Below are 24137 nucleotides of genomic sequence, written 5' to 3' on the forward strand. Positions count from 1 at the left end.
CCGAAGGCTACGCCGTGTTCCGCCCGCCGCTGAGGTCCAGCACCTGCCCGGTGGTGTAGCTCGCCTCCGGGGACAGCAGCCAGGCAGCGAGCGACGCGAATTCGGCCGGTTCGCCCACCCTGCCCATCGGCACCCTGGCGAGTAGCTCGGCGTTGCGCTCCGGCGAAAGGTCCTCCAGGAGGCGTGTCCGGAACATCGACGGCGCCACCGAATTCACCGTGACTCCGTCCGGCGCGGCTTCCTTGGCGGCCGTCTTCACCAGCGCCACCACGGCCGCCTTGGACGCCGAGTAGGCAGCCATGTTGGCGTTGCCTTCACGCGCGGCGATGGAAGCCAGCACGGCGATGCGGCCGTAGCCGGCGGCCCGCATGACGGGAAGCAGCGCGGCAAGGCCGTGGAAGCACCCGTCGAGGTTGATGGCGAACGTCCGCGACCAACCCGCAAACGGCATGTCCTGCACCGCGGTTTCAGGTCCCTGCACTCCGTGGGCGAAGAGCGCCCCGTCGATGCGGCCGTGCTGCCCCAGCACGCCGGCCACTACCGCATCCCAGTCCTGGCGTTGCGTGACATCCAGGCGCAGGGACATTCCAGGAGCCTCGCCGTTGCCCGTGCCGAGTGCATCGGTGTTGACCACCGTCGCCCCCTCGGCCCGGAGGCGGTCGCTTGCTGCGGACCCCAGGCCTCCGGCCGCCCCGGTCACCAGGACCACCTGGCCCTGGAAGCGGCCGGGCCAAACGGGCGAGGGCTGGGCCGTTTCACTAGCGCGGGTCATCGGAGCTCCTGCGTCATGGCGGGACCGGACGCGGCAGCCGCCGCAAGCGGTGCAAGGGCCTGAGCCAGGTGCTCGCCGACGGCGAAGGCCCGGGTGATCGCCGAGCCGAGGGTCGCGCCGCCGCCGGGGTAGTTGTTGCGGAAGACGCTGGCGGAGACGTTGCCGGCGGCGTAGAGCCGAGGGATCGGCTGGCGGTGGCGGTCCAGAACCCGCCCGTCGAGGTCGGTGTCCAGGCCGCCTGAGGTGCCCAGGGTCCCGGCCGACACCGGCACCGCAAAGAACGGTCCCGCCGTGAGCGGCGCCAGGCAGGGGTTGGGTGCCACTCCGGCGTCGCCCAGGAAGCGGTCCTGCGGGGTGGAGCCGCGGTGGAACTCAGTATCGACACCGGCCGCTGCGTCCGTGTTGAACCTGGCCACAGTCCGCTTCAGCCCGGCCGGATCGATGCCGGTCTTTCGAGCCAGTTCACGGAGCGTGTCCGCCCGCACCATCCAGTCCGCGGGCTTCCCGGGCGTGGAGCCGGCCACCGGGTACTTCGCCATGTAGGTGGAGTCGAAGACAAGCCAGGCCGGGTTGTTCTGCTGGCCCAGGGAGTGCGGGTCGATGGACGCGAACAGCCGGGAGACGTCATGGTAGTTCAGGGCCTCGTTGACGAAGCGCTTCCCTGCGGCGTTGACCGTGATGGACCCGGGCAGCGTCATTTCCACGTTGCCCATCCGTCCGGACTGGACGCCGTCGTACAAGTGCGCCGGGGTGCTGATGACCGGCACGCCCCACACCGTGGTCATGTCCGCCACGGCGGCGCCGGCCTTGAGGCCCAGTTCCAGCCCGTCCCCCTCGTTGGAGGGCGCGCTGATGGGGGTGATGGGGAAAGGCAGGAATGCCTTCCGCAGGCGCGGGTTCCATTCGAATCCGCCGGAGGCAAGGACGACGGCGGCCGCTTCCATCGTCCTGCTGCCTCCGCCCTCGCCGATGGTCACCCTCCAGCCGTTGCCGGGGCCGCCGTCGGGCCCGTTGCCCAGCGGGAGCAGGTCCTGGAGCGGCGCCGACGCGGCGATGTGCACGCCGCGGTCCAGTGCGCTCGCGAGGAGCCTGCCCACCAGGGCCCCGCCCATGGTCCGCACGCCGGCGGCGGCCCGGCGCACCAGGAGCGCGGGGTCGGCCGCCCGGCCGTTCAGTTCATCCCGTTCGGTCATGGTCAGCAGCGGAAAGTACGAGGACGGGCGGATCAACTCCGCCATGCCGGGATAGTCCGCGGGATCGAACGCATCATTGTCCAGGCCCCTGCCACCATCGGTGGCCCCCGCCCACTCCATGTGGTAATCCGGCCGGGCGATCGGCGTCATGGACACCCTGGTGTTGCTGACCAGATATTCGACGGCGCGCGGGGCCGTGCTGACGTACCATTCAATGTCCTGATCCTTCAGCACGCCCCGGCCCGCCTCGGTGAGGTAGGCGACGGCGCCGGAATGGCTGTCAGCGAACCCCGCCTTCCGGGCCAGATGGTTGTTCGGTGCCCACATCACGCCGCCGCCGGCTGCCGTGGTGCCGCCCAGTTGCGGGGCCTTTTCGACCACCAGGACGGAGAGGCCGGCGTCGGCGGCGCGTACCGCTGCGACCAGGCCCGCGGCACCGCTGCCCGCCACCACTACGTCGTAGGAGCCGGCCAGATCCTCCACGGGAGTGGTCACGGAGTTCATGCCGTGACCGCTTCCCGCGCAGCGGCGGCCGCTCCGGCAGACTGCGCAGCGGGCATGTCGATGACGATCTTGCCCACCTTTTCGGTCCGGTTGCCCATCAGCGCATAGGCCTCCGGCAGCTCCCTGAAGCCAAAGCGGTGCGTCATGAGCGCCCGCGCCTGGCCGCGGTGCCGGGCCAGCAGTGCCAAACCGTCGGGAATCAGGTTCAGGCTGTTGCGGCTGCCCAGAATGTCGAGCTCTTTGAAGGGGATGTCTTTCATGGAAAGCGTGACAGCGCGCGGCGAGATGCCCACCTGGACAATGCGGCCGGCGCTGGCCACGACCCGAATGGCGTTTTCGAGCGAGGACGGCACGCCCGTGGCCTCGATGACCAGGATGGGGCCGTTGCCGTCCGTCAGGGCATCCAGCCGCTCGCTTTGCCCGGCGTCGGGAAAGGATTTGGAGGGATCCACCAGGAGGGTGTCGGCGGCGCCGAAGGCAGTGGCGAGCTCCAAGCGGTCCGGTTCCGTGTCGGCGGCAACGACCTGCACTCCCAGGTCGGCCAGGTACAGGGTGGCAAGGAGTCCGATAGGTCCGCTGCCCAGCACCAGTGCAGTTTCCCCGGCCGTTGCCCGGCCGCGGTTCACGGCCTGCATGGCGATCGACGCCGGTTCCCCCATCGCGGCGATCTCCAGCGGCAGCCCGTCGGGCACAGGGCACAGCTTTTCCACGGGGACGCTGAGCAGTTCCACCAGGGCGCCGTCGGAGTAGCAGCCGATGCAGCCGATGCTGCGGCAGACGTTGGGCCGGCCCAGCTTGCACGGCTGGCATTGCCCGCAGTACGTCACGGGGCTGACGGCCACCGGGTCGCCGACGCTGATGTTGGCGCTGTTGTCCCCGATGGCCTCCACGACGCCGGAGAATTCGTGGCCCTGCACGATGGGCAGCTCGGTGGGGTAGTCGTCCTCCCAGATGTGCAGGTCCGTCCCGCAGAGGGCGACATGGTGGACTCGGACCAAGGCATGGCCTGCTTCCAGGGAGGGCTCGGCCACTTCCTCGTAGCTGATGGTTTCCTTGGCGATGGTGCGTGCGGTCAGCATCCTTCCCTACTTCCCGTCCGCGCCGAAGAAGATGTTCCACTGCCGGATGCTGCGTTCTTCGACCAGGTTGTTCCGGAAGAAGGGGTCCTGGTCCATCAGGGCCTCAACATCGGCCTTGGACTCACCTTCAATGACCAACAGCGCGCCAGGTGCCTCCTCCGGGCCGAACGGGCCGCTCTTGAGGAGCCGGCCACCGTCGAACTGCGACTGGAGGAACTCCACGTGGCTGGGACGGTGCGTGTCGCGGGCAGCGGCAGTCCCGTTCGCGTAGGAGTAGGTGACGGCAAAAGTGGCCATGGAAAGTTCCTCTTCATTGAGTCGGGAGGTGTGCCGGCTTGTCGGGCCGGTCCGGGTGATTCCATGGTGCTGACCCGATTGAGACAAGTCCAATACTTATTCAGTCAATGACTATGTGCAGGAACTGCATAGTCGGGGGCCCTGTGCGAGAAGAGTTCCTGGGCCCCGGGCCGGGCTTTAGGCTGAGGGCGTGGGGAGGACTTCCTCCGCCACCTGCAGCGCCAGCTTAAGGGCAGGGGAGACGAGGACTGGATTCCAGGCAATGCCGGATTCCAGCCGCGGCGCATTGCCCGAGAGCGGAATGAACACCGTGCCGCCGGGCATGATCCCGGCGACCGACTGGGGCATGAGGCTTACCCCCACGCCGCCGGCCACCAGGGACAGCGCGGTGTAGGGATCCGACACTTCCTGCGCCACGCGCGTGCGGAACCCTGCAGCGGTGCACGCGGAAAAGATGGCCTCACGCAGGGTGGACCCCTGGGCCTCGGGCATGGTGACGAAGCCGTCCGCGGCCAGTTCGTGCAACGCGATGGTGGACCGCCCGGCCAGCGGGTGGTCCACCGGGACCGTGGCTCCCAGCGGTTCCACCGCGATGCGCCTGGTGGCAAGGGCCGGCGCGTCCACCGGCAGGCCGATGAAGGCCAGGTCCATCGAGCCATTGTGCAGATGGCCCAGGGCGTCCTGCGTCAACAGCCCGCCGCTGAGGGTCAGGTCCAGTCCGGGGTAGCGCTGCCGGAGGGCGCGGGTCAGCGGCGGCAACGTGGTGTGGTTGAGCGCGCCGGAGAACCCGATGGCCAGGCGGCCGTAAACCGTCCCCGTGTCAGCGGTGGCGGCCCGCCGGGCGAGGTCCAGCTCCTCGAGGATCTTCCGGGCGTGGGGCAGGAACGACAGTCCCGCCGTGGTCAGCGAAACGGCCCGGGTATTGCGCTCGAACAGCTCCGCACCCAGGCTCTTTTCCAGCTTCTTGATGGTCTGGCTCAGCGGTGACTGTGCCATGCGCAGGCGGCTGGCCGCCCGTCCGAAGTGAAGCTCTTCGGCGACCGCCAGGAATGCCTCAATCTGCCGCAGTTCCATGTGCCTCCCGGTGGGCCGAAGTCCTGGCCCGATTGAGCGCTGATTCAACCTAGTTGCCCCGTTACTATAATCCCAGTGCACTTGATGCATTCCCATGGATCCGGGCGGCCCGCTGCACGCGGGCTGCCAGCAAGGGGCGCGTGAATGACCGAAATCCGGTGGCTTGAAGCCTTCGTCGCCGTTGCCGAAGAACTCCACTTTGGCCGCGCAGCGCTCCGCCTGCATACCTCACAGTCGCCGTTGAGCCAGACGATCCGGAAGCTCGAGAACGACCTGGGCACACGCCTTTTCGAACGGAACACCAGGAGCGTCGCGCTCACGCCGGCCGGCCACGCCCTCCTTCCGCGGGCCTACCGCGTGCTCCAGGACATGCGCCTGGCGCGCGAGGCTGCCTTGGCAGAAGTGGAGGGTGTCCGCGGAAAGATCCTGATCGGATTTTCAGGGGCCGTGAACCATTTGACCCTGCCGCCGCTCACGCGCGCAGTGCGGCGGCGCCACCCCGACATTGAACTGGACCTCACCAGCAGGGTGCGCACCAGGGACGGCCTGGCAAGCGTTGCCAACGGAACCCTTGACCTGGCCTTCGTCGGCGTTGCCGAATCCCCGGATCCGTCAGTAGTGGCCCGGCTCGTTGCCCGGGAAGAAATTGGGGCAGTGCTTCCGCTGGACCATCCGTTGGCCCGGGAGAAGTCAATACCGTTGCAGAGCCTGGCGGGCGACGACTTCATTTCGCCGCCTACGGACGGTTCGTCCTCCATGACGGAAGTGCTGCTGGCGTCCTGCATGGCGGCGGGGTTCCGGCCGCGCATCGTCCAGGAGTTGTCGGACCCCTACATGGTGCTGACGTTCGTGGCCGCCGGGGTCGGAGTCACGTTGATGAGCAGCGGAATCTCGAGCATCATCCCTTCCGGCGCAACCTATGTGCCGCTGGACGCGCCGCATCACTACATGAACCACGCGATTGCCTGGTCCGCCGACAACGATTCGGCCGTGCTGAAGGCCGTGCTCGACGTCGTCGAGGATATCTTCCCGCCTGTCGCCAGCTAACGAATATAGTTCGATCGCAGCATAGTGCTAGATCAATTTAGTCGTGGACTAACTAAGTGATGGCACCCACACTGGAGTGAGAAGCCGCCTTATGCGGCCACCCGGTTGCAGCGCAAGCACTGCCTGCACGACCGTTCCAGTCCATGAAGGGAAGACCATGTCAGTGTCGACATCGGTGCCAGCACACCCAAAGAACAACGCCAAGATCGCAGCCGTCTCCGGATTCGTGGGCAGCGCGCTCGAATACTACGACTTCTTCATTTTCGGCTCGGCCGCAGCCCTGATCTTCGGAAAGCTCTTCTTCGCGCCCGGCCCGTCCGCCGTGCTGCTGTCCTTCGCCACGGTCGGTGTAGCGTACGTTGCCCGCCCGTTGGGCGCCGTCATCTGCGGACACCTCGGCGACAAGTTCGGCCGCAAGAAGGTCCTCCTGCTCACGCTCCTGCTGATGGGAACCTCCACCTTCCTGATCGGCTGCCTGCCCACCTACAACCAGATCGGCATGACGGCGCCGGTCCTCATCGTGGCGCTGCGGCTCCTCCAGGGGCTCTCCGCCGGCGGCGAATCGCCGGGCTCGAGCTCCCTGACCCTCGAGCACGCCCCCGACAGGAAACGGGCCTTCTACACCAGCTGGACCATGAGCGGGATCATGTTCGGCATCGTGCTCTCCACCCTTGTCTTCATCCCCGTGGCCTCCATGCCCGAGGACCAGCTCCTGGCCTGGGGCTGGCGCATCCCGTTCCTGGCCAGCGCCGTGGTCACCGTCATCGCCTTCGTGCTCCGCAGGCTCCTCGAAGAGCCCGCGGTGTTCAAGGAAGTCAAAGCCCACGATGAAGTGGTCAAAGTACCGCTGGTCACGCTCTTCCGGCACCACTGGGTGACTGTCCTCCGCGTCACCGCAATGTCGCTGTTCACCATCATCAACACCATCATCAACGTCTTCGCCCTCAGCTACGCAACCTCCGTCGTCGGCGTGGAAAAGGGGCTGATGCTGACCGTGATCGCCGTGGCCAACCTCGCCGCCGTCGGCATGGGCCCGCTGGCAGGCATCCTGTCCGACCGGGTCGGCCGCAAGCCCGTCTTCCTGTCCGGACTGGTGCTGCAGATGGCCATGATCTTCGTGTTCTTCGCGGCGCTGACGGCCGCGAACGTACCCCTGATCTTCCTCACCGGCATCGTGCTGATCGGCCTTGCCTACACCGCAACGAACGCCATCTACCCCGCCTACTTCCCGGAGCAGTTCCCTGTGAAGGTCCGCTACTCCGGAATGGCCGTGAGCCTGATGTTCGGCCTTCTCCTGGCGGGGTTCGCCCCGGTGATTTCCGAACTGCTGATCGGCGGCGACAAGGCCAACTGGGTTCCGGTCGCCATCTTCGCCGCAGCAGCCTGCGCCGTCTCCGCGATCGCGGCGCTCACGGCACCCGAGACGGCCAGGACTCCCACGCCGCTGCTGGGACTGAAGGCGGCCGGCTCCCGGCACCACGCGCCGTCGGCCCTGGCAGCAGACAAGGTCCAGGCGTGATGCTGCAAACCCTGGCGGGGCCGCAGCCGCTCCAGCCGCGTAAACGCGATGTCCGCCACCGGTTCGTCGTGGGGCTGCTCGGCGCCGGCATCGCCGGCTCACTCACCCCCGGCCTGCATGAAGCGGAAGCGGACAGGCTGGGCCTGGCCTACACCTACCGCATCATCGACCTGGACGCCCTGGGCGGGCAGGCCGGACGGTCCGCGGAGCTGGTCAGGAGCGCAGCGGAGCTCGGATACGACGGGCTCAACGTCACCCACCCGAGCAAGCAGCTGGTGCAGGACGGCCTGGACGAGTTCTCGCCCGATGCCCGCATCCTCGGCGCCGTGAACACCATCACCTTTCACGGCGGCAGGGCAATGGGCCACAACACCGACCACACCGGCTTCATCGGCGGCTTTCGCGCCGGCCTCCCCTCGGCGCCCATCAACTCCGTCGTGCAGGTCGGCGCCGGGGGAGCCGGGGCGGCCGTGGCCTACGCCCTCCTCAACGCCGGTGCCGGCCACCTGGTGATCGCGGACATCGAACCCGCCCGGGCCGAAAGCCTCGCCGCCCGGCTGGCCCCCCACTTTCCTAACAGCGAGGTGGTGGCTGCCCGCACCGATGCCATCGCCGGAACCATCCGGGCCGCGGACGGCCTGGTCAACACCACGCCCATCGGCATGACCGGCCATCCCGGAATCCCGGTGGATCCCCACCTGCTGCACCCGGGGCTGTGGGTGGCGGACGTCATCTACCGTCCGCTCGAGACCGCGCTGGTCACAGCCGCCCGGGAGAAGGGCTGCGCGGTCCTGGACGGCGGACGGATGGTGGTGGGGCAGGCCGCCGCTGCATTCGAACTCTTCACCGGCATCCCCGCGGACCCGGACCACATGCTGGCCGCCTTCCACCAGGCAGCATCCGCCACCCACTCCGACCAGAAAGATGGCATTCGCCGATGACCACCCCCTCACCCGCCACTTCCCGCCCGCTGCGCGTTGGAATCGCAGGATGCGGAGCGATCTGCCACAACCACCTGGCCGCCTTCCGTTCCCTCGACGGCGTCGAGGTCGTTGGCGTCTGCGACATCGACCCCCACCGTGCGGAGGCCACGGCACGGAAGTGGGGGATTCCCCACGCCGCCGGCACCGTGGACGCACTCCTGGCACTGGATCTGGATATCGTCTCCGTCTGCACGCCGCACCCCACCCATGAACAGGTGGTGCTGCAGGCGGCCGCAGCGGGAGTGCACGTGCTCTGCGAGAAGCCGATCGCCGTCGAACTGGAATCCGCTGAACGCATGGTGCAGGCCTGCGACGCGGCGGGAGTAAAGCTGGGCGTCCTCTTCCAGCGGCGGTTCTGGCCGGCAGCCCAGCGCATCCGCGCCGCAATCGACGACGGGACCCTGGGCCGGCCCATCCTGGGCCAATGCTCGGTGATGCTGCACCGCGACCCGGAATACTACTCCCGGGACGCCTGGCGCGGGACCTGGGCGAACGACGGCGGCGGGGTCCTGATGACCCAGGCCATCCACTACATCGACCTGCTGCAGTGGTTCATGGGCGATGTTGCCGAGGTGTACGGCAGGATCAACACCTACAAACACGGCGAGCACATCGAGGTGGAGGATTCGGCGGCGGCCGTCATCACCTTCACCTCCGGCGCCATGGCCACGCTGGAAGCGTCGACGGCGGTGTCCCCCAGCCTGGGCGTGCAGGTCCGCATCACGGGGGAGACGGGTGCCTCCGCGTCCCTGACCGAATTCCCGGAAGGCAGCGACGGCCGCGTGGACCTGTGGGCGGTATCCGGGAAGGTCAGCACCGAGCAGGCCCACCCCGGGGACGCTGAACCCAACGTCGACCTGGCCACCATCAACGGCCAGCTCATCCCGCACCACACCACCCAGGTCCGCGACTTTGTCCGGGCCCTGCGCGAAGGCGGCGAACCGGCCATCACCGGCCGCGATGCCACCCAGGCGCTGCGGATCCTGCTGGCCGTCTACGAATCATCCCGGACAGGCAGCCCGGTCCGCTTCACCCCGCTGGCCGAAAGCGCACAATCCCTCGCACAGGTTGGGGGCTAAGGAAGAACAATGGAACAGAACACGCGCTACGCCGCCCGCCCCCTGACACTGGGGCGCAACGGCCGCACCCCCAAGCCCCTCCGCAACCGGCTTTCCTCCGCTCCGATGGAACGCAACTACGGCACCACCGACGGGCGCATCACCGGGCAGTACATCGACTACCTCGTGACCCGGGCCAAAGCCGGCCTGGGCATGGTCACCACGGAAGCCACCTACGTCCGTGCCGACGGCAAGGGCCGCACCCACCAGCTGGGCCTGCACACTGACGCCATGATCCCGGGCCTGCGGAAACTCACGGACGCGCTGCACCAGGAAGGCGCGCTGGCCGCCGTCGAACTCAACCATGGCGGCCGCACCGCCCAGGCCGCCGTGTCCGGGTTCAAGAATGTGGCGCCGTCGCCCGTACCGTGCGAGGTGGCAGGCGGCGAAGTTCCGCGCGAGCTCACCAGCGACGAATGCGAAGGGCTCGTCGAAGCCTACGCGCAGGCCGCCCGCCGGGCGGTGCTGGCCGGCTTCGACGTCATCAACCTCCACGGCGCCCACGGCTACCTGATCCACCAGTTCATGTCGCCCATCTCCAACCACCGCACGGACCGGTTCGGCGCGCCCGAGTACTTCATGAACAGGGTCATCGACGCGGTCCGGGCCGCAGTTCCGGACACCATCGTGGGCATGCGGGTCTCCGTGCTGGAAGGCCCCGCCAACGGTATTTCCGCCGAAGGGCAGGTGGCCATCATCGCCAAGGCCCACCTGGACAAGCTGGACTTCCTGGACATCTCGGCCGGCAGCTACGAAGCGGGTGAGTGGATCGTCCAGTCGGGGGAGTGGAAGCCCGGCATCCTCGCCGGCTACGCCCAGGCCTACCGCCAGTTCGGCATCCCCTTGGGGATGGCCGGCCGGCTCAACTCGCCCGCCATCATCGAAGAAGTCCTCGCCGCGGGGACCTGCGATTTCGTCAGCCTCGCCCGTGCCATCCACGCCGACCCGGCCTTTGTGGGCGGTGTCCTCCGCGGCGACCGCTACCGCCCCTGCATCGCCTGCAACGTCTGCATCGACAACCTCGGCCTCGGCCAGGTGACCTGCACCGTCAACCCCGCGGTGGGCCGCTCCCGAGTCCCGGTCCCGACGCCGGCCGTCCGCGAGGGCGCCCGCGTGGCGGTCGTGGGCGCCGGCCCCGCCGGCCTCACCGCCGCCCGGGAACTCGCCGAAGCAGGGGCGAAAGTGACAGTGCTCGACGACGGCGGGCGGCCGGGCGGCCAGTTCGCCTTCGCGGAGCGGATGAAGTCGACCCCCGACTTCCACCGCTTCACCGACTGGTCGGCCGCAGAAAACGCCCGGCTGGGCATCGACCTTAGGCTGGGATCGCACGTGGATACCACCCGCCTGGACGCCCTGGTCCGCGAAACCGCGGCAGACGCCGTCGTGCTTGCCACCGGTGGTCTCCGGCCCGGCGCCGGCTTCCCTGGCGCAGACTCCGCGGACGTCCTGGACATCCGGGACTGGCTGGCCGGCCACCCGGAAGTGCTCGCCGAACCGGTGGACGGCGCCGCCATGCCCGAGGCCGTGACAATCTGGGGCGCCGATTCCGTCGCCATGAGCGTTGCCGACACCCTGGCCGCCAGGGGAACAGCGGTCCTGCTGGTCGGGCCGCAGGACGCGATCGCCCCGGAATCCGGCCGCAGGGCCAAGATCCTGGCCGTTCCCCGGCTCCAGGCCAACCCCCGGGTCCGGATCCGGCTGGACACCGTCATCGAGGAATACGACGGAACACGGGTCCGGGTGTCCGGCCCCGGTTGCCCGCCCGAGGGGGAATGGCTGGACGCGCCGGGACCGCTCCTGGTCTCGCGCTCCGTGGTTCCGCTTGACGGCTCCGTCGCAGCCGGGGCCCGCGACGCGGAACTGAGCCTGATGGCCGGAGTGCCCGTGACCCTGGCCGGAACAGTAGTGGACAAGACGCCGGCGATCGCCTCCAACGCGGTCAAGAGCGGCTACGACGCGGCACAGCGGATCGCCGCCCGCCTGGCCCCCGGCCCGGTGGATACCACGGACGCTATGGACACCACGGACTACAGCTTGAACGGAGCACCCCGATGACGCACACCCCGCCCCGGCCCGTCGGGCTGGCCCAACTCTCCCTGCTCAACACCGCCCCGCCGGACCTCGTTGGCATCGCCGCCCAGGCGGGATTCGACTTCATTGGCGTGCGGGTCCGTCCGGTAACCCCCACGGAACGGCCCTATGACCTGCAGCCGGGCTCGCCGATGCTGACGGAAACCCTGGCACGCATGCAGGACACCGGCGTCACCGTACGGGACATCGAATTCCTGCTGCTGGACGGCAGCGACCAGCGGGACGCCTGGCTGCGGATGATGGAAGCCGGCCAGGCACTGGGCGCCAGCTCCATCACTGTTGCAGGAGGGGATCCCGACGCCGGGCGGCTGCTCACCACGTTGTCGGCCATGACCGAGGACGGCCGCGATTTTGGCATCACCCCCACCCTCGAAGCCATCTCGTACCAGCCGGTTGCGTCCATTGCCCAGGCAGCCGATCTCGCCGGCCGGGCAGGCTGCAACATCGTGGTGGACACGCTGCACTTCAACCGCTTCGTGGGTGCCGGCGCCGGCGGCCAGTGGGATGCGCTGCGCGCCCACGCAGCCCTTGTGCCGTTGCTTCAACTGTGTGACGGCCCGGTGGCACGGCCGGCCAGCCGGGACGCGCTCATCGCCGAATCCCGGTCGGAACGGGAGGTCCCCGGCGAGGGCGGGTTTGACCTTGCCGGGGTGGTGGCGGCACTTCCGGCCGGCCTTCCGGTCAGTGCGGAGGCGCCGTCGGACCGGCGCGTCGCCGAACTGGGTGAGCTGGAGTGGGCGCGGCGGCTTAAGTCCGGCGTGGACACGGTGCTGGCGAAGGCCGACGCGCTGCGCGAATCAGGGACGCCCACGAAGGCGGGTGTCCAATGAGCACCACCACCGCAGGCGGAACCTCCACCGAGCTGGTGCCGGGCGTGCAGATCCCGCTCATCGGCCTGGGGACCTGGCCGCTGATGGGTGAGGATGCGTCCGCAGCCGTTTCGCAGGCCATCGCCAGCGGCTACCGCCACATCGACACCGCCGAAAACTACGGCAACGAGGAAGCCGTGGGTGAAGGAATCCGCCGCAGCGGAATTGACCGGGGCCGGCTCTTCCTCACCACCAAGTTCAACACCCGGTGGCACAGCCGGACCGGCGTCCAGGAAGCCTTCGCGGAAGCAACCCGGCGGCTCGGCACGGACTACCTCGACCTGTTCCTGGTCCACTGGCCCAACCCCGCCCAGGGACGGTTCGTGGAAGCCTGCGAGGGACTCCAGCAGCTGATGGATGACGGGTGCATCCGCGCATGGGGTGTCTCCAACTTCAAGCCCGCCCACCTGCAGCGTGTGCAGGCCGCGGGGCTGCGGGTCCCCCTGAACCAGATACAGGTTGACCCCGAACACGGCCAACCGGCACAGCTGGGCTGGCACGCCGGGCACGGGATCCTGACCGCTGCCTACAGCCCGCTGGGCCGCAACGGCAGCTTCCTCAGCCACCCGGCCATCAGCGGCCCGGCTCGGGAACTTGGGAAAACACCGGCACAGATCGTCCTGCGATGGCATGTCCAGCACGGCCGCGTCGCCATCCCCAAGTCGGCACACCGGGAACGCCAGCGCGAAAACCTGGACGTATTCAATTTCACCCTGACGCCACCGCAGCTCGCCGCCATTGACGCGCTCGAAACCGGTGCGCCGCCGCGCCTCGACTCCGACACCTACTTCCACTAAGAAAGCTTTGGCATGATGTCCCCTTCACAAACTCCTTCCCGGCTCCCGGACCTGGACTGCGACGTCCTGGTGATTGGTTCCGGCGCGGGCGGCCTGTCCGCCGCCGTGACCGCCGCCTACCACGGACTGAAAGTCGTCGTCGTCGAGAAAGCCGCCGTCTGCGGCGGTGCCACCTCCTGGTCCGGCGGCTGGGCCTGGACGCCCGGAAACCCGCTGGCCAAAGCCGCCGGCGTCAACGAAGACCGTGAACTCTTCCGGACCTATCTGCGCCACCGCCTCGGCCGGCACTACCAGGAAGACCGGGTGGACGCGTTCCTGGAAGCCGTTCCCCACATGGTGGGTTTCTTCCACAACAAGACCAGCCTGCAGTTCGTGCCCGGAGCCAAGATCAAGGACATTTACGGGGACACCCCGGGCGCCGGAACCGGGCACCGCTCCGTGGGTCCAAAACCGATCAATGCACGCCGGATCAAGCCCGCGCTCCGGGCCAGGATGCGCCACCAGCTCTACGAAACCTCATTCCTGGGCATGGGCATCATGGCGGGACCGGACCTGTCCAAGTTCCTCTCCGCCTCGCAGGGGGACATCCGGGGGATCTTCCACGCCGGCTGGCGGGTGGGATTCCACCTCCTGGATCTCCTTGCCTACCGGCGCAACATGCAGCTGGTCAACGGCACCGCGCTCACCGGCCGGCTGCTCAAATCGGCGGACGACCTGGGCGTGGACATCCGCGTCTCCACCCCGGCCCGGCACCTGCTCACCGATGAGTCCGGGAAGGTGACGGGCGCCGTCGTAAGCTCCCCGCACGGCGAACTCCGGATCAATGCCTCCCGCGGCGTCGTCCTGGCCGCCGGGGGCTTTCCCAACGACGTCGGCCGCCGCCAAGCCCTTTTCCCCAAAACACCGACCGGCCGGGAGCACTGGACCCTGGCGCCGAAGGAAACCACGGGGGACGGCATCACCATGGCCCAAGAGGTGGGTGCCCGCTTCGAGACCGGGGTGGCGTCCCCGGCCGCGTGGTGCCCGGTGTCGCTGGTCCCGTACCGGAACGGACGCACCGGCACCTTCCCGCACATCATGGACCGGGCCAAGCCGGGCAGCATCGGGGTGCGGCGGGACGGCAAGCGGTTCGTCAACGAGGCCAACGGCTACTACGACTATGTGGAAGGCCTGCTGGCTGCCACCCCGGACGGCGAACCCGCAGAAGCATGGCAGATCGCCGACGCCGCGTTCGTGCGCAAGTACCCGCTGGGCATGGCCAAACCGCTGCCGGTGCCGCTCTTCCCGTATCTCCGCAGCGGATACCTGAAAAGGGGCAAGACCATCGAGGAACTTGCCGTGGCCTGTGGCATCGACCCGCAGGCCCTGGCCAGGACCGTTGCGGACTTCAACGACAACGCACGCAGAGGGGTCGACCCCGACTTCAACCGCGGCGCCACCGAGTTCAACAAGTACGGCGGTGACTCCGGGAACACCCCCAACCCCTCGCTGCGTCCCCTGGAGAAGGGGCCGTTCTACGCGGTGAAAATCCTCCCGGGATCTTTCGGAACCTTTGCGGGGCTGGCGGCCGATGCCCGGGCGCGCGTCCTGGATACCGACGGGCACCCCATCGAGGGCCTCTATGTCGCCGGCAACGACCAGGCCTCGGTCATGGGCGGACACTACCCGGCCGGCGGGATCAACCTTGGCCCTGCCCTGACGTTCGGTTACATCGCCGGCCGCGACCTTGCCCGCGCCACCCACTATGAGGACGACGGCGCGCCCGCGCAGAATCAGCCCGTGCAACAATGACGCCATGACCCACGAGCAGCCACATCTCCTTGCGCCGGAACTGGACAGCGCCGACCTTCCCGCATTCGAAGCCGCCTACCAGGCAGCGCAAAAAGGCCTGGCCGAAGGTGGCATCCCCATCGGGGCTTCGATCGCGCGGGGCGGCGTGGTGTTTGCGAGCGGACACAACCAACGGGTCCAGAACGCGGATCCGATCGCGCACGGGGAAATGTCCGCACTGCGCAGCGCCGGACGGCAGAGGAGCTACCGGGACACCACGCTGTACACCACCCTGGCCCCGTGTGCCATGTGCGCCGGAACCATCATCCAGTTCAAGATTCCCCGCGTTGTGGTGGGGGAGGCGAGGACGTTCGACGGCGAACTGGAGCTTTTGCGGTCACGCGGGGTCGAGGTGGTGGTCCTGGATGATCAGCGTTGCGTGGACATGATGGCTGCGTTCCAGGCCGACAAGCCGGAGCTGTGGGCGGAGGACATCGCCGAGTAGCGCCGGTCCCGCGCTGGTGTGCGGTGGCTACGGGTGAACCGGTGTGGCGGCCTCGTTGCCCAGCACCGTGGTCCACGGGCTGGCACTCCAGGACGTCACCACGCCGTTGATGACGTAGGGGTCTGCGGCTGCGAAGGCTTTTGCGGCCTCGAGCGGGTTCTCGCCGGTGAAGATCAGCAACCCTTTGAAGGGGCCTTCGCCGATTGCGCCGCCGAGCAGGAGCTCGCCGCGTTCCACCGCCTCCCACCCCGCCCTGAGGTGGTCTGAGCGGTACTGCCCGCGGCTTTCGAGGTAGTCGTCCGCGTAGGTGTATTCAAGTACGGCGTGCATGCGTGTCTCCAGTCCGGTTAGTGGTTTCGTTCGCTGTAGAAGCAGCGTACCCACCGTGTGATGGCCGGAAACCGTGGCACCTCAGCCAAGACGGCGGAGCTTGTGGAGGCGGATGCTGTCGCCGTCGTGGTTCAACGCTCCCGAGGCGGGCCCGGCTTCTCGTCAATACCGCACCAGCCGGCAATGAACAGGGCGATGCTCTTGGTGATCCGGCGGATGGATTCGACCGAGACCCGCTCGTCGAACCCGTGGATTGCCTCAGAAACCGGGCCGTACACCAGCGCCGGCGTATCGGCATAGAGGGCGAAGACCCTGCCATCGAGGTAGCCCGGTGTGGTGAAGCTTTCCAGTTCCCGGCCGAAGACCTGCGAATGCGTGCGCTCGAGCATGGCCTCCGCCTCGCTCCCGGGCTCCAGCACATAGCCCTCCGAGAAGAAGCCTGTCTTCACGCCTACCGCATTAATCGGCGACGGACCGCGGCCCAAGGAAGTCAGGCACTCCTGGAGTTCGGACCAGGCCTGCTCCGCGCTGATGCCGGGGTAGATCGCCGCCCGCACATCGAACTCACACCAGGCCGGGACGCTGGAAGGCCAGTCGCCGCCCGCGATTCCACCGAAGTTGAAGTTGATGGGGTGGTCCAGGCCTTCGAAGTAGCGGTGCTGTCCGCGGTCCGCGTTCCACTTTTCCTCGACCTCGCGCAGCGCCGAGATCGCCGTATACGCCGCATCGATGGCGTTGAAGCCGGTGCCCATCTCGCGCGGATGAGTCGGGTTGCCGGTCACCCTGACTTTGAACCAGAGCACGCCTACATTGGCGCGCACCAGCATGTCCTCCTCGGGCTCGGGGATGATGACGGCGTCGGCCCGGTAGCCGCGCAGATGGGCGGACAGCGAGCCGTTGCCTGTGCATTCCTCCTCGATGACGGACTGGAAGTGGATGCGGCCAGCGGGCTCAAACCCTGCGGCACGGACGGCGTCAAAGGCGAAGAGGTTGGCAGCCAGGCCTGCCTTCATGTCGCCGGCGCCGCGGCCGTGCATCCATCCGTCGATGATCGGGGCATCCCAGGGGTAGCGGGACCAGGCCTCGGAGGGGCCTTCGGGGACCACATCGATGTGTCCGTTGAGGATGAGGGACCGACTGCGCTCGGTGGCCGGGCGGTATGTGCCCACCACGTTTGTCATCCCTTCATAGGACACCGTCACAGGCCCGAAGCCCTCATGGGCAGACAAGCCCTCGGCGTCCAGCTCCCACCGGTCCATTTCCAGGCCACGGCCGGCCATGGCCGCGAACATCAGGTCCTGGGCGCTCCCCTCCCGGGTGCGCAGCGACGGGTGTTTGACCAGGTCCTGGGTGAAGGACAGCTGCGCATCAAAGGCGGCGTCTACGGCGTCCAGGATCCGAAGGGTCTGGTCGTCACTAAGCATGTTCGTCTCCTAACAAACGGGGAGCCGTCCGCCGGACGGCTCCCCGAAGTGGTGGTGAGTTTCGACAGAGGGTGTAACGCGGTCTCCTGGCGGCGGCCGCGGTGCCTAGCTTTCGGCGACGAGCTTCTTGTCCTGGACGCGCAGGCGCTCACCCAGGAACCCGCCGACTGCCGTGAGCAGGGAGATGATCGCCAGGATCAGGGCCGCGCCCCAGGACTGGTTGCCGGAAATACCCAGCATGGCGGTGGCCAGCAGGGGCATGAACCCGCTGGTGGCACCGGCGATGTTGTAGCCCAAGGCCACGCCGGAGTAGCGCAGCTTGGCCGGGAACAGCTCGGTCAGCAGTGCGCCGTTGACGGCGTAGGCCACCGCAATGAGCATGATGCCGACGGTGATGGCCAGCGTGATCATCAGCGGGGATTTGGTGTCGATCATCGCGAAGAGGGGGAACGCGGCGACGGCGCTGACGATGCCGCCCCACATGGTGACCTTGCCAGGCCCGATCTTCTCGGCCAGCCGGCCCATGAGGAAAGTAACGCCGATCTGGGCTACCGCGGCAACCAGAGTCGCGTTGACCATGACGTTCCGGTCCACCTTGAGCGTGTTCGAACCGTAGCTGACGGCGAAGGTGGTGATCATGTAGAAACCGCCGACGCCGAGCAGCGCGGCGAGAACTGCCACGACCAGGCGGCCGCCGGCGTGGCGGAACACCTCGAAGGCCGGGACCTTGGCCGTTTCGCCCTGGGCAAGCAGGTCCTTGAAGATGGGGGATTCCTCCACCTTGAGCCGGATCCAGAGCGCGATGCCCAGCATGGGGAAGGCAATCAGGAATGGAATGCGCCAGCCCCAGGCGTCAAAGGCCTCGGACGGGAACAGCAGGACCAGCGAGAACGCGCCGGAGGCCAGCAGCGTCGCCACCGGAGAGCCGACCTGTACCAGCGCGGCGTACCGGCCACGCTTCTCGACGGGTGCGTGCTCGACCGCCATAGTCACGGCGCCGCCCCATTCGCCGCCGACAGCCAGGCCCTGCACCAGGCGCAATACCGCCAGCATGATTGGTGCAGCCAGGCCGATGCTGCCGAAGTCCGGCAACAGGCCGATGAACGCCGTCGCCGCGCCGATCATGACGATGGTCGTGAGCAGGGCCGGCCGGCGTCCATAACGGTCACCGATATAGCCGAAGATCATGGCTCCGATCGGGCGGGCGGCGAAGCCGACGCCGAACGTGGCAAAAGAGGCCAGCAGAGCCGCGGTGGGGTCCATGTTGGTGAAGAAGAGCCGGTTGAAGACCAGGGCCGCGGCCGTGCCGAAGAGGTAGTAGTCGTACCATTCCAGCGCGGTCCCGACGAAGGCGGCACGGGCAATCTTTCCTGCGTCTTTGCCTGAGATTACCGGAGGAGCACCTACGGTGGAGGGGAGTGAATTTGAGGTGGTCACTGCGTGGGCCCTTTCGAGCGGGTTGAGTTTTGCGTCCCGGGTCCCGCGGCGGGCGAAAGGCGATTGCCTGCACTGCTGCGGTGATTATTCGAGATTAGGTCAGTGATAAAGCCCTAAACAATGACAATATCCACCCACTTTTCCTCCGCCCGTTGGGCATCTTCACAAATCAGCTGGCAAACTCCTTATAGCGGCTAAGGGCGACGAGGGCCCGCGCGGCCTCTGCCGGCACGGTGAGGTCAAGGCCTATGACCTCATGCAGGCTATGCAGGCGGTTGACCACGGTGTTGCGGTGGCAGAACAACTCCTCCGACGTCTCCTTGATGGACCCCGTCCGCCCGTAGCTGCGCGCCACCTCCAGCAGGCGCTGACGTTCAAGAGGCGTGCACTTATCCAGTGCTTGCTTAATGGGTGAGGAGAAGCCCGGGAACTTCTGCTCCAGGAGGCCGCTCGCGATCCCCATCCATGCGTCCTCGAGTGTCGCCAGTCCTGTGCCCCGGCGCTTTTGCTGCGCCAGCACGAGGGCCGATGCTGCGGCGGACGGGACAGCATCCAGCCCCTCGACATCGGGTACGTACCCGGCAGGAAAGCCGGGCCCTTCCTCTTGCCAGGTTCGCCCCTTGCGTTGCTGCCTGAAGAGATACAGGACTCCAGTATTCTCGTACACATAAGTGCGGTGGTCCGACTCGAACTGCTGCAGGGCCTGGGCCACGGCGTCCAATGTAACCGCGAGCACTTCGAAGGTTCCTGTGGCCTGCACCCCGAGGGCCGCCGCAAGGTCCTGCACTCCGCGGGAGCCGCCCAGTTCAGCGTTGAACAGCCGGGAAAGCAAGCGCTGGCGGTACAGCTGCTTGTTCCGGGTCAGCCGGGCCTCTTCCTCGGCATACGCCTGCTGGATGCTGCTGACATAGCCTTCGACGGCGTCCAGGACCCGGTCCATGTTGGCCACCAGGACGCCGATCCCTTTGTCCCGGGCAACACGTTCCAACCCCTTCCACAGAACGCGGAAGTCGTTGCGGATGGCTTCAAGGAATGCGTCCAGAGGGACGCCTTGGCGGGCCCGGCGGGCTGCCACTTCACGGGGGAGGGCCTGCAGGTCCGGTGGGAGTTCCAATCCGGCCATTTGGTAGAGGAACATGTCCATGGTGTCCGCGGCGGTGCGGTAGACGTCCTCCTCGGGAACCAGGGCCTCACCATAGGAAATGGCGGAGAAGCGCTCGAGGAAGTCGTCCACCAGCAGGGACCGTTCCTTCCACAGACTCTCCAGCAGCTCTGTCCATTCCGGCTCTGTGGGCCGGCCTGGACGGAACTCCCTTATAGCCGAGGCGGAGAAGCGCGGGGTGCCCTGGTCAAGTGCTGTCATGGATCAATTTTATGCAAAAGCCTAAGCGATACGCTAGAAACGGCGTTCGATGTCCATTGAAGGCAGCATTATTACAGCGTTGAATAGAGCGTAGTCCACCTCCAGGCCTTGGTCCCAACCCCTCCGCCACATCCGGGGACCCTATCAAAGAGGATTTATGCCCGTCGATCTCCTGATTCGAAACGCACGCATCCTGACCCAGGATGCTTCCTGCCCCGCCGCGACAAGCCTGCTCATCCACGACGGCAAAATCCTCGAGGTTGATCCCGGCGCCGACCTGGCGGCCCTGGCTGTCCGGACCATTGATGCCGCCGGGACCACGATTGTCCCCGGGTTCAACGACGTGCATGCACACAGCGTGTGGTTCGGTCTAGGCCTGATGGAGGCAGATGCAGGGGCAGCGGCAAGCTTGGACGAGGTCTACCGGATCATCGCCGACGCCGCCGCGGGGATGGCCCCCGAAGAATGGGTGGTGGCCTCCGGCTACAGCCCGCTGCTTCTCGGCGGGCAACAACCGGACCGCGACCGGCTGGATGAGGCTGCCGGGGGGCGTCCGGTGTGGATCAAGCACTCCTCGGGCCACGCCTGCACACTCAATGGCGTGGCGCTGGAGCTCGTATCAGCCCGGGCCGATCTCTCCGCCCCGATTGACGGCGGGGCCGTCGTCGTGGGCGACGACGGCCGCCCGACCGGGCTGCTTGAGGAAAATGCCATGCGGCTGGTGCAGGACATCCTCCTGCCGTATCCGCTGGAGACCATTGAGCACGCGCTGGATCTGGCGACGTCGCACTACCTCGCCGAAGGTATTACGAGCGTTACGGATGCGGGCATCGCCGGCGGCTGGATTGGCTATTCGCCCCGCGAGTTCGCGGCCTACCAGAACGCCCGCGACAAGGGTCTTCTCAGCGTCAGGATGCAGCCGATGCTGGTCATGGATGCCCTCCATAACGTGGCGGGCCACGCCAACGATCCAGCCTCCAGGAGCCTGGACGCCGGAATCCGCACAGGATTGGGCGACGACTGGCTTCGGCTGGGTCCGGTGAAGATCTTCAGTGACGGTTCGCTCCTGGGCAGCACGGCCTACATGACCGAGGACTACGTCGGCTGCACCCACAACCACGGCTACCTGCAAATGGACGCGGACCAGTTGCGGGAATCAGCGCTCGAGGCGTACCGGGCGGGCTGGGCAATTGCGATGCATGCCATCGGCGACCACGCCATCGACCATGCGATTGACATCATCACGGAGGCGCAGGAGACCTTTGGGATCAACTTACAGCCCAACCGGATTGAGCACGGCGGGGTGGTCCGCCCCGATCAGCTCGACCGGATTGCCGCGGCCGGCATTGTGTTGGTGCCGCAGCCGCACTTCATCACCGAGTTCGGCGACGGCATGGCCCAACTGCTCGGCCCCAAGCGCACCAATTGGTCCTACCCCGCCAAGAGCCTGCTGGAACGCGGTGTCACGCTGCCGGGAAGCTCGGACCGTCCGGTCTCCAACGGCAGGCCCCTGGACGTCATGCAGTCCTTCGTGGAGCGGCTGACCCCGTCACGCCAGGTCTACGGCCCGGACGAAAGGATCACGGCGGCTGAGGCCCTGGCCGCCTACACCACGGGATCAGCAGCCGCCACGGGCACCGGCCACATCAAGGGGCGTCTGGCCCCGGGGTACCTGGCCGACATGGTGTTCCTGGACCAGGACCCCACCGCAGTGGCCCCCTCGGACATCGCCGCCACGCGGGTACTGGCCACCATGGTGGGTGGTCAGATCCGCTTCGGCGCGGAAAACCTACCGGCGCCGGTCCGCACCGCAGACCTTGAGGCAGCCCTGACAGGGAAGGAAACCCCATGAGCACCACCGACGACCAATTCCTCGCCGATTTCGCCACGATGTCCGGCTTCGGCGCGACGCCCGGCGGAGGCGTGGACAGGCAGGCCGGCACGGCGGCTGACCATGCCACCCGGGCCTGGTTCAGCCAATGGCTGGCCCGGCACGGCTATACCGAATCAGTTGACGAGGCAGGCAACCAGTTCGGCACCATGGAGCTGGTCCCCGGTGCCCCGTACGTGCTGGCGGGATCCCACCTGGATTCCCAGCCGCTGGCCGGACGGTACGACGGAGCCTACGGAGTGCTCGCAGCGGCGCATGCGGGCGCCCGCGTAGCTGCGGAAGCCCGGGACGGAAAGCTTGAGCCCACCTGCAACCTGGCCGTTGTGAACTGGTTCAACGAGGAAGGCAGCCGCTTCGCGCCCAGCATGATGGGAAGCGCAGTCTTCACCGGGAAACTTCCGCTGGGTGACGCGCTGGCTACTGCCGACTCTGCCGGCACCACCGTGGCTCAGGCACTGGCCGCAGGGCAAGGCGCCCAGGACGGGAACGCTCCGGTCCTCGCACAAGTTGCCCGCTACGCCGAGATCCACATCGAGCAGGGCAAGGAGCTGGAGGAGAGCGGTACCCAGGTAGGCATCGTGGACAGGACCTGGGCCGCCAGCAAGTACCGTGTCACGGTGGACGGAGCGCAGTCGCACACGGGCGCCACCCGCATGGAAGACCGCCGCGACGCCCTCTTCGGGGCCGCGCTGGTGATCGCCGCCGCTCGTGAACTGGCCGCGGAGTTCGAGCCAGGGCTGCTGCACACGTCCGTCTCCGAGCTGCATGTCCTGCCGAACTCGCCGGTCACCATAGCCCGGCAGGTGGTAATGAACCTGGACCTGCGCTCCCCGGACGAGTCCGTGCTGGGCCTCGCCATGGAACGCCTGGGAAAGAGGATCATCGACGCCGAGGCAGACTCACGCACTGAGATCCGCCTGGATCTGACGCACAACTGGGGAGTGGTGTCCTACCAGCCCAAAGGAGTGTCGCTGGGCCGGGCAAGCGCAGAGAGCCTGGACTACAGCCACAGGAACGTGATGACCGTCGCCGGGCACGATTCGACCAACATGAAGGACGTAGTCCCCACCGTCATGCTCTTCGTTCCCAGCGTCGAAGGCATCTCGCACAACGAGGCCGAGTACACGCTCGACGACGATGCCCTGCGCGGCGTCGAACTGCTCACCGACGTCCTGCGGCGCCTCGTCCGGGGCGAACTGGAAGAGGACTAGCAGAGCGTCAGCCCGCGCTTGCCGCGGGCGTAACCGCTGCCACCTCAACCTGAACCCCGGCGTCCCGGAACTTCTGCACCTGCCCGGGGTCGGCGCCGTCGTCCGTCACCAAAGTCCACGGCAAAGCCAGCCGCGCCCACGCGTGGAACGGCCGCAGGCCCAACTTGGAGGAGTCCGCCAGAACATAAACGGAACGTCCGCGCCGCGCCATGAGCTCCTTGAGCCGGGTCTGGGCGTGGTCGGCCTCGCAGATGCCGTCCTCGGCGGTGACGGCGTCGGCGCCCAGGAACACGCGGTCAAAGCTCATCCGCTCCAGCGCCGCCTCGGCCAGCGGGCCTACAAAACTTTGGGACACACCCCGGAGCCGGCCGCCCAGGCAGTCCACCTCGATGCCCTCAGAATCGGCCAGCTCCTGCAGTGTGTTGATGCCCGGCGTCGTCACGGACAACGGGCCGAACCCGCGCAGCTCGTGCGCCAGGGCACCCGCGGTGGAGCCGGCGTCGAGCAGGATGTTCTCACCCGGCTGGATTACGGACGCAGCCCAGCGGGCGATGGCGTGCTTCTGCTCGAACGCCTCCCCGGTGCGCTGCCGCAGCGACGCCTCCGGGTGTGCGCCCATGGCCATCGCCCCGCCGTACGTCCGCGCCAGCCGGCCCTGCGAGTTCAGCAGCGCCAGGTCCCGCCGGATGGTAGAGGCCGTCACCTCGAACTTGGCCGAGAGTTCCTCCACGGAGGCCAGGCCGGTGGTCACGGCAAGGTGGTAGATCTCCTCGCGCCGCGCGTTTGCGCTGAGCATTCCCGGTCTCCTTCCCGTGGGCATGGCGGTGGCAGTGCTACCCATGCTAGTGCTCGGCAGGGACGGC

Annotated in this window: 21 protein-coding genes; 11 read left to right on the top strand and 10 right to left on the bottom strand. The window is 67.5% G+C overall.

Going from position 1 to position 24137, the window contains the following annotated elements; genetic code table 11:
- Window positions 1–7: 7 nt before the first annotated feature.
- The 5 genes from LDO22_RS19310 to LDO22_RS19330 form a co-directional block, all read right to left on the bottom strand.
- Window positions 8–772 carry an SDR family NAD(P)-dependent oxidoreductase gene (locus LDO22_RS19310; RefSeq protein ID WP_224025324.1) on the bottom strand — a complete coding sequence of 255 codons (765 nt, stop codon included), beginning with the start codon at window positions 770–772 and terminating at the stop codon, window positions 8–10.
- Complete coding sequence (locus LDO22_RS19315; protein ID WP_224025325.1) at window positions 769–2469, bottom strand: FAD-dependent oxidoreductase; 1701 nt, start codon at window positions 2467–2469, stop codon at window positions 769–771. Before LDO22_RS19315 ends, LDO22_RS19310 begins: the two co-directional genes overlap by 4 nt.
- On the bottom strand, window positions 2466–3548 hold the full coding sequence (locus LDO22_RS19320; protein ID WP_224025326.1) for an alcohol dehydrogenase catalytic domain-containing protein: 1083 nt from the start codon (window positions 3546–3548) through the stop codon (window positions 2466–2468). The genes LDO22_RS19315 and LDO22_RS19320 overlap by 4 nt, the downstream gene beginning before the upstream one ends.
- A 6-nt stretch (window positions 3549–3554) precedes the next feature.
- Window positions 3555–3845, bottom strand: a complete 291-nt coding sequence (locus LDO22_RS19325; protein ID WP_224025327.1) for a YciI family protein — start codon at window positions 3843–3845, stop codon at window positions 3555–3557.
- A 177-nt stretch (window positions 3846–4022) separates the two neighbouring features.
- Window positions 4023–4919, bottom strand: coding sequence for a LysR family transcriptional regulator (locus LDO22_RS19330; protein WP_224025328.1), 897 nt, complete (start codon window positions 4917–4919; stop codon window positions 4023–4025).
- 144 nt (window positions 4920–5063) lie between these two features.
- Here LDO22_RS19330 and LDO22_RS19335 point away from each other — a divergent pair, with 144 nt between their 5' ends.
- The 9 genes from LDO22_RS19335 to LDO22_RS19375 all read left to right on the top strand — a co-directional run bounded on the left by LDO22_RS19335 (window position 5064) and on the right by LDO22_RS19375 (window position 15618).
- Complete coding sequence (locus LDO22_RS19335; RefSeq protein ID WP_224025329.1) at window positions 5064–5966, top strand: LysR substrate-binding domain-containing protein; 903 nt, start codon at window positions 5064–5066, stop codon at window positions 5964–5966.
- A gap of 157 nt (window positions 5967–6123) precedes the next feature.
- Window positions 6124–7485, top strand: a complete 1362-nt coding sequence (locus LDO22_RS19340; RefSeq protein ID WP_224025330.1) for an MFS transporter — start codon at window positions 6124–6126, stop codon at window positions 7483–7485.
- Window positions 7485–8426, top strand: coding sequence for a shikimate dehydrogenase (locus tag LDO22_RS19345; protein ID WP_224027286.1), 942 nt, complete (start codon window positions 7485–7487; stop codon window positions 8424–8426). Before LDO22_RS19340 ends, LDO22_RS19345 begins: the two co-directional genes overlap by 1 nt.
- Window positions 8423–9547, top strand: a complete 1125-nt coding sequence (locus LDO22_RS19350; protein ID WP_224025331.1) for a Gfo/Idh/MocA family oxidoreductase — start codon at window positions 8423–8425, stop codon at window positions 9545–9547. The genes LDO22_RS19345 and LDO22_RS19350 overlap by 4 nt, the downstream gene beginning before the upstream one ends.
- Before the next feature lie 9 nt (window positions 9548–9556).
- The gene (locus LDO22_RS19355) at window positions 9557–11641 is read left to right on the top strand and encodes an FAD-dependent oxidoreductase (RefSeq protein ID WP_224025332.1); all 2085 of its coding nucleotides are present in this window, start codon (window positions 9557–9559) and stop codon (window positions 11639–11641) included.
- Window positions 11638–12507 (top strand): TIM barrel protein, encoded by an 870-nt coding sequence (locus LDO22_RS19360; protein ID WP_224025333.1) that lies wholly within the window; start codon window positions 11638–11640, stop codon window positions 12505–12507. The genes LDO22_RS19355 and LDO22_RS19360 overlap by 4 nt, the downstream gene beginning before the upstream one ends.
- Entirely contained in the window at window positions 12504–13343 is an 840-nt protein-coding gene (locus LDO22_RS19365) for an aldo/keto reductase (protein WP_224025334.1), read from the top strand. The genes LDO22_RS19360 and LDO22_RS19365 overlap by 4 nt, the downstream gene beginning before the upstream one ends.
- Window positions 13344–13355: 12 nt before the next feature.
- Window positions 13356–15134, top strand: a complete 1779-nt coding sequence (locus tag LDO22_RS19370; RefSeq protein WP_224025335.1) for an FAD-dependent oxidoreductase — start codon at window positions 13356–13358, stop codon at window positions 15132–15134.
- Between the two features lie 4 nt (window positions 15135–15138).
- Window positions 15139–15618, top strand: coding sequence for a nucleoside deaminase (locus tag LDO22_RS19375; RefSeq protein WP_224025336.1), 480 nt, complete (start codon window positions 15139–15141; stop codon window positions 15616–15618).
- 27 nt (window positions 15619–15645) lie between these two features.
- Here the strand turns inward: LDO22_RS19375 and LDO22_RS19380 are convergent, their stop codons facing one another.
- From LDO22_RS19380 to LDO22_RS19395, 4 genes are all read right to left on the bottom strand, one after another.
- Window positions 15646–15948, bottom strand: coding sequence for a YciI-like protein (locus tag LDO22_RS19380; protein WP_224025337.1), 303 nt, complete (start codon window positions 15946–15948; stop codon window positions 15646–15648).
- Between the two features lie 131 nt (window positions 15949–16079).
- Window positions 16080–17372 (bottom strand): ArgE/DapE family deacylase, encoded by a 1293-nt coding sequence (locus LDO22_RS19385; RefSeq protein ID WP_224025338.1) that lies wholly within the window; start codon window positions 17370–17372, stop codon window positions 16080–16082.
- Between the two features lie 105 nt (window positions 17373–17477).
- The gene (locus LDO22_RS19390; protein ID WP_224025339.1) at window positions 17478–18809 is read right to left on the bottom strand and encodes an MFS transporter; all 1332 of its coding nucleotides are present in this window, start codon (window positions 18807–18809) and stop codon (window positions 17478–17480) included.
- 169 nt (window positions 18810–18978) lie between these two features.
- Entirely contained in the window at window positions 18979–20172 is a 1194-nt protein-coding gene (locus LDO22_RS19395; protein WP_224025340.1) for a helix-turn-helix domain-containing protein, read from the bottom strand.
- 157 nt (window positions 20173–20329) lie between these two features.
- Here LDO22_RS19395 and LDO22_RS19400 point away from each other — a divergent pair, with 157 nt between their 5' ends.
- Window positions 20330–22024, top strand: coding sequence for an amidohydrolase (locus LDO22_RS19400; protein WP_224025341.1), 1695 nt, complete (start codon window positions 20330–20332; stop codon window positions 22022–22024).
- Complete coding sequence (locus LDO22_RS19405; RefSeq protein ID WP_224025342.1) at window positions 22021–23274, top strand: M20 family metallo-hydrolase; 1254 nt, start codon at window positions 22021–22023, stop codon at window positions 23272–23274. Before LDO22_RS19400 ends, LDO22_RS19405 begins: the two co-directional genes overlap by 4 nt.
- Window positions 23275–23281: 7 nt before the next feature.
- On the opposite strand, the gene LDO22_RS19410 is transcribed toward LDO22_RS19405, so the two are convergent.
- Complete coding sequence (locus tag LDO22_RS19410; protein ID WP_224025343.1) at window positions 23282–24070, bottom strand: DeoR/GlpR family DNA-binding transcription regulator; 789 nt, start codon at window positions 24068–24070, stop codon at window positions 23282–23284.
- Window positions 24071–24137: the final 67 nt, after the last annotated feature.

This window comes from Arthrobacter sp. NicSoilC5 (genome assembly GCF_019977395.1).
In the GTDB taxonomy this organism is placed as follows: Bacteria; Actinomycetota; Actinomycetes; order Actinomycetales; family Micrococcaceae; genus Arthrobacter.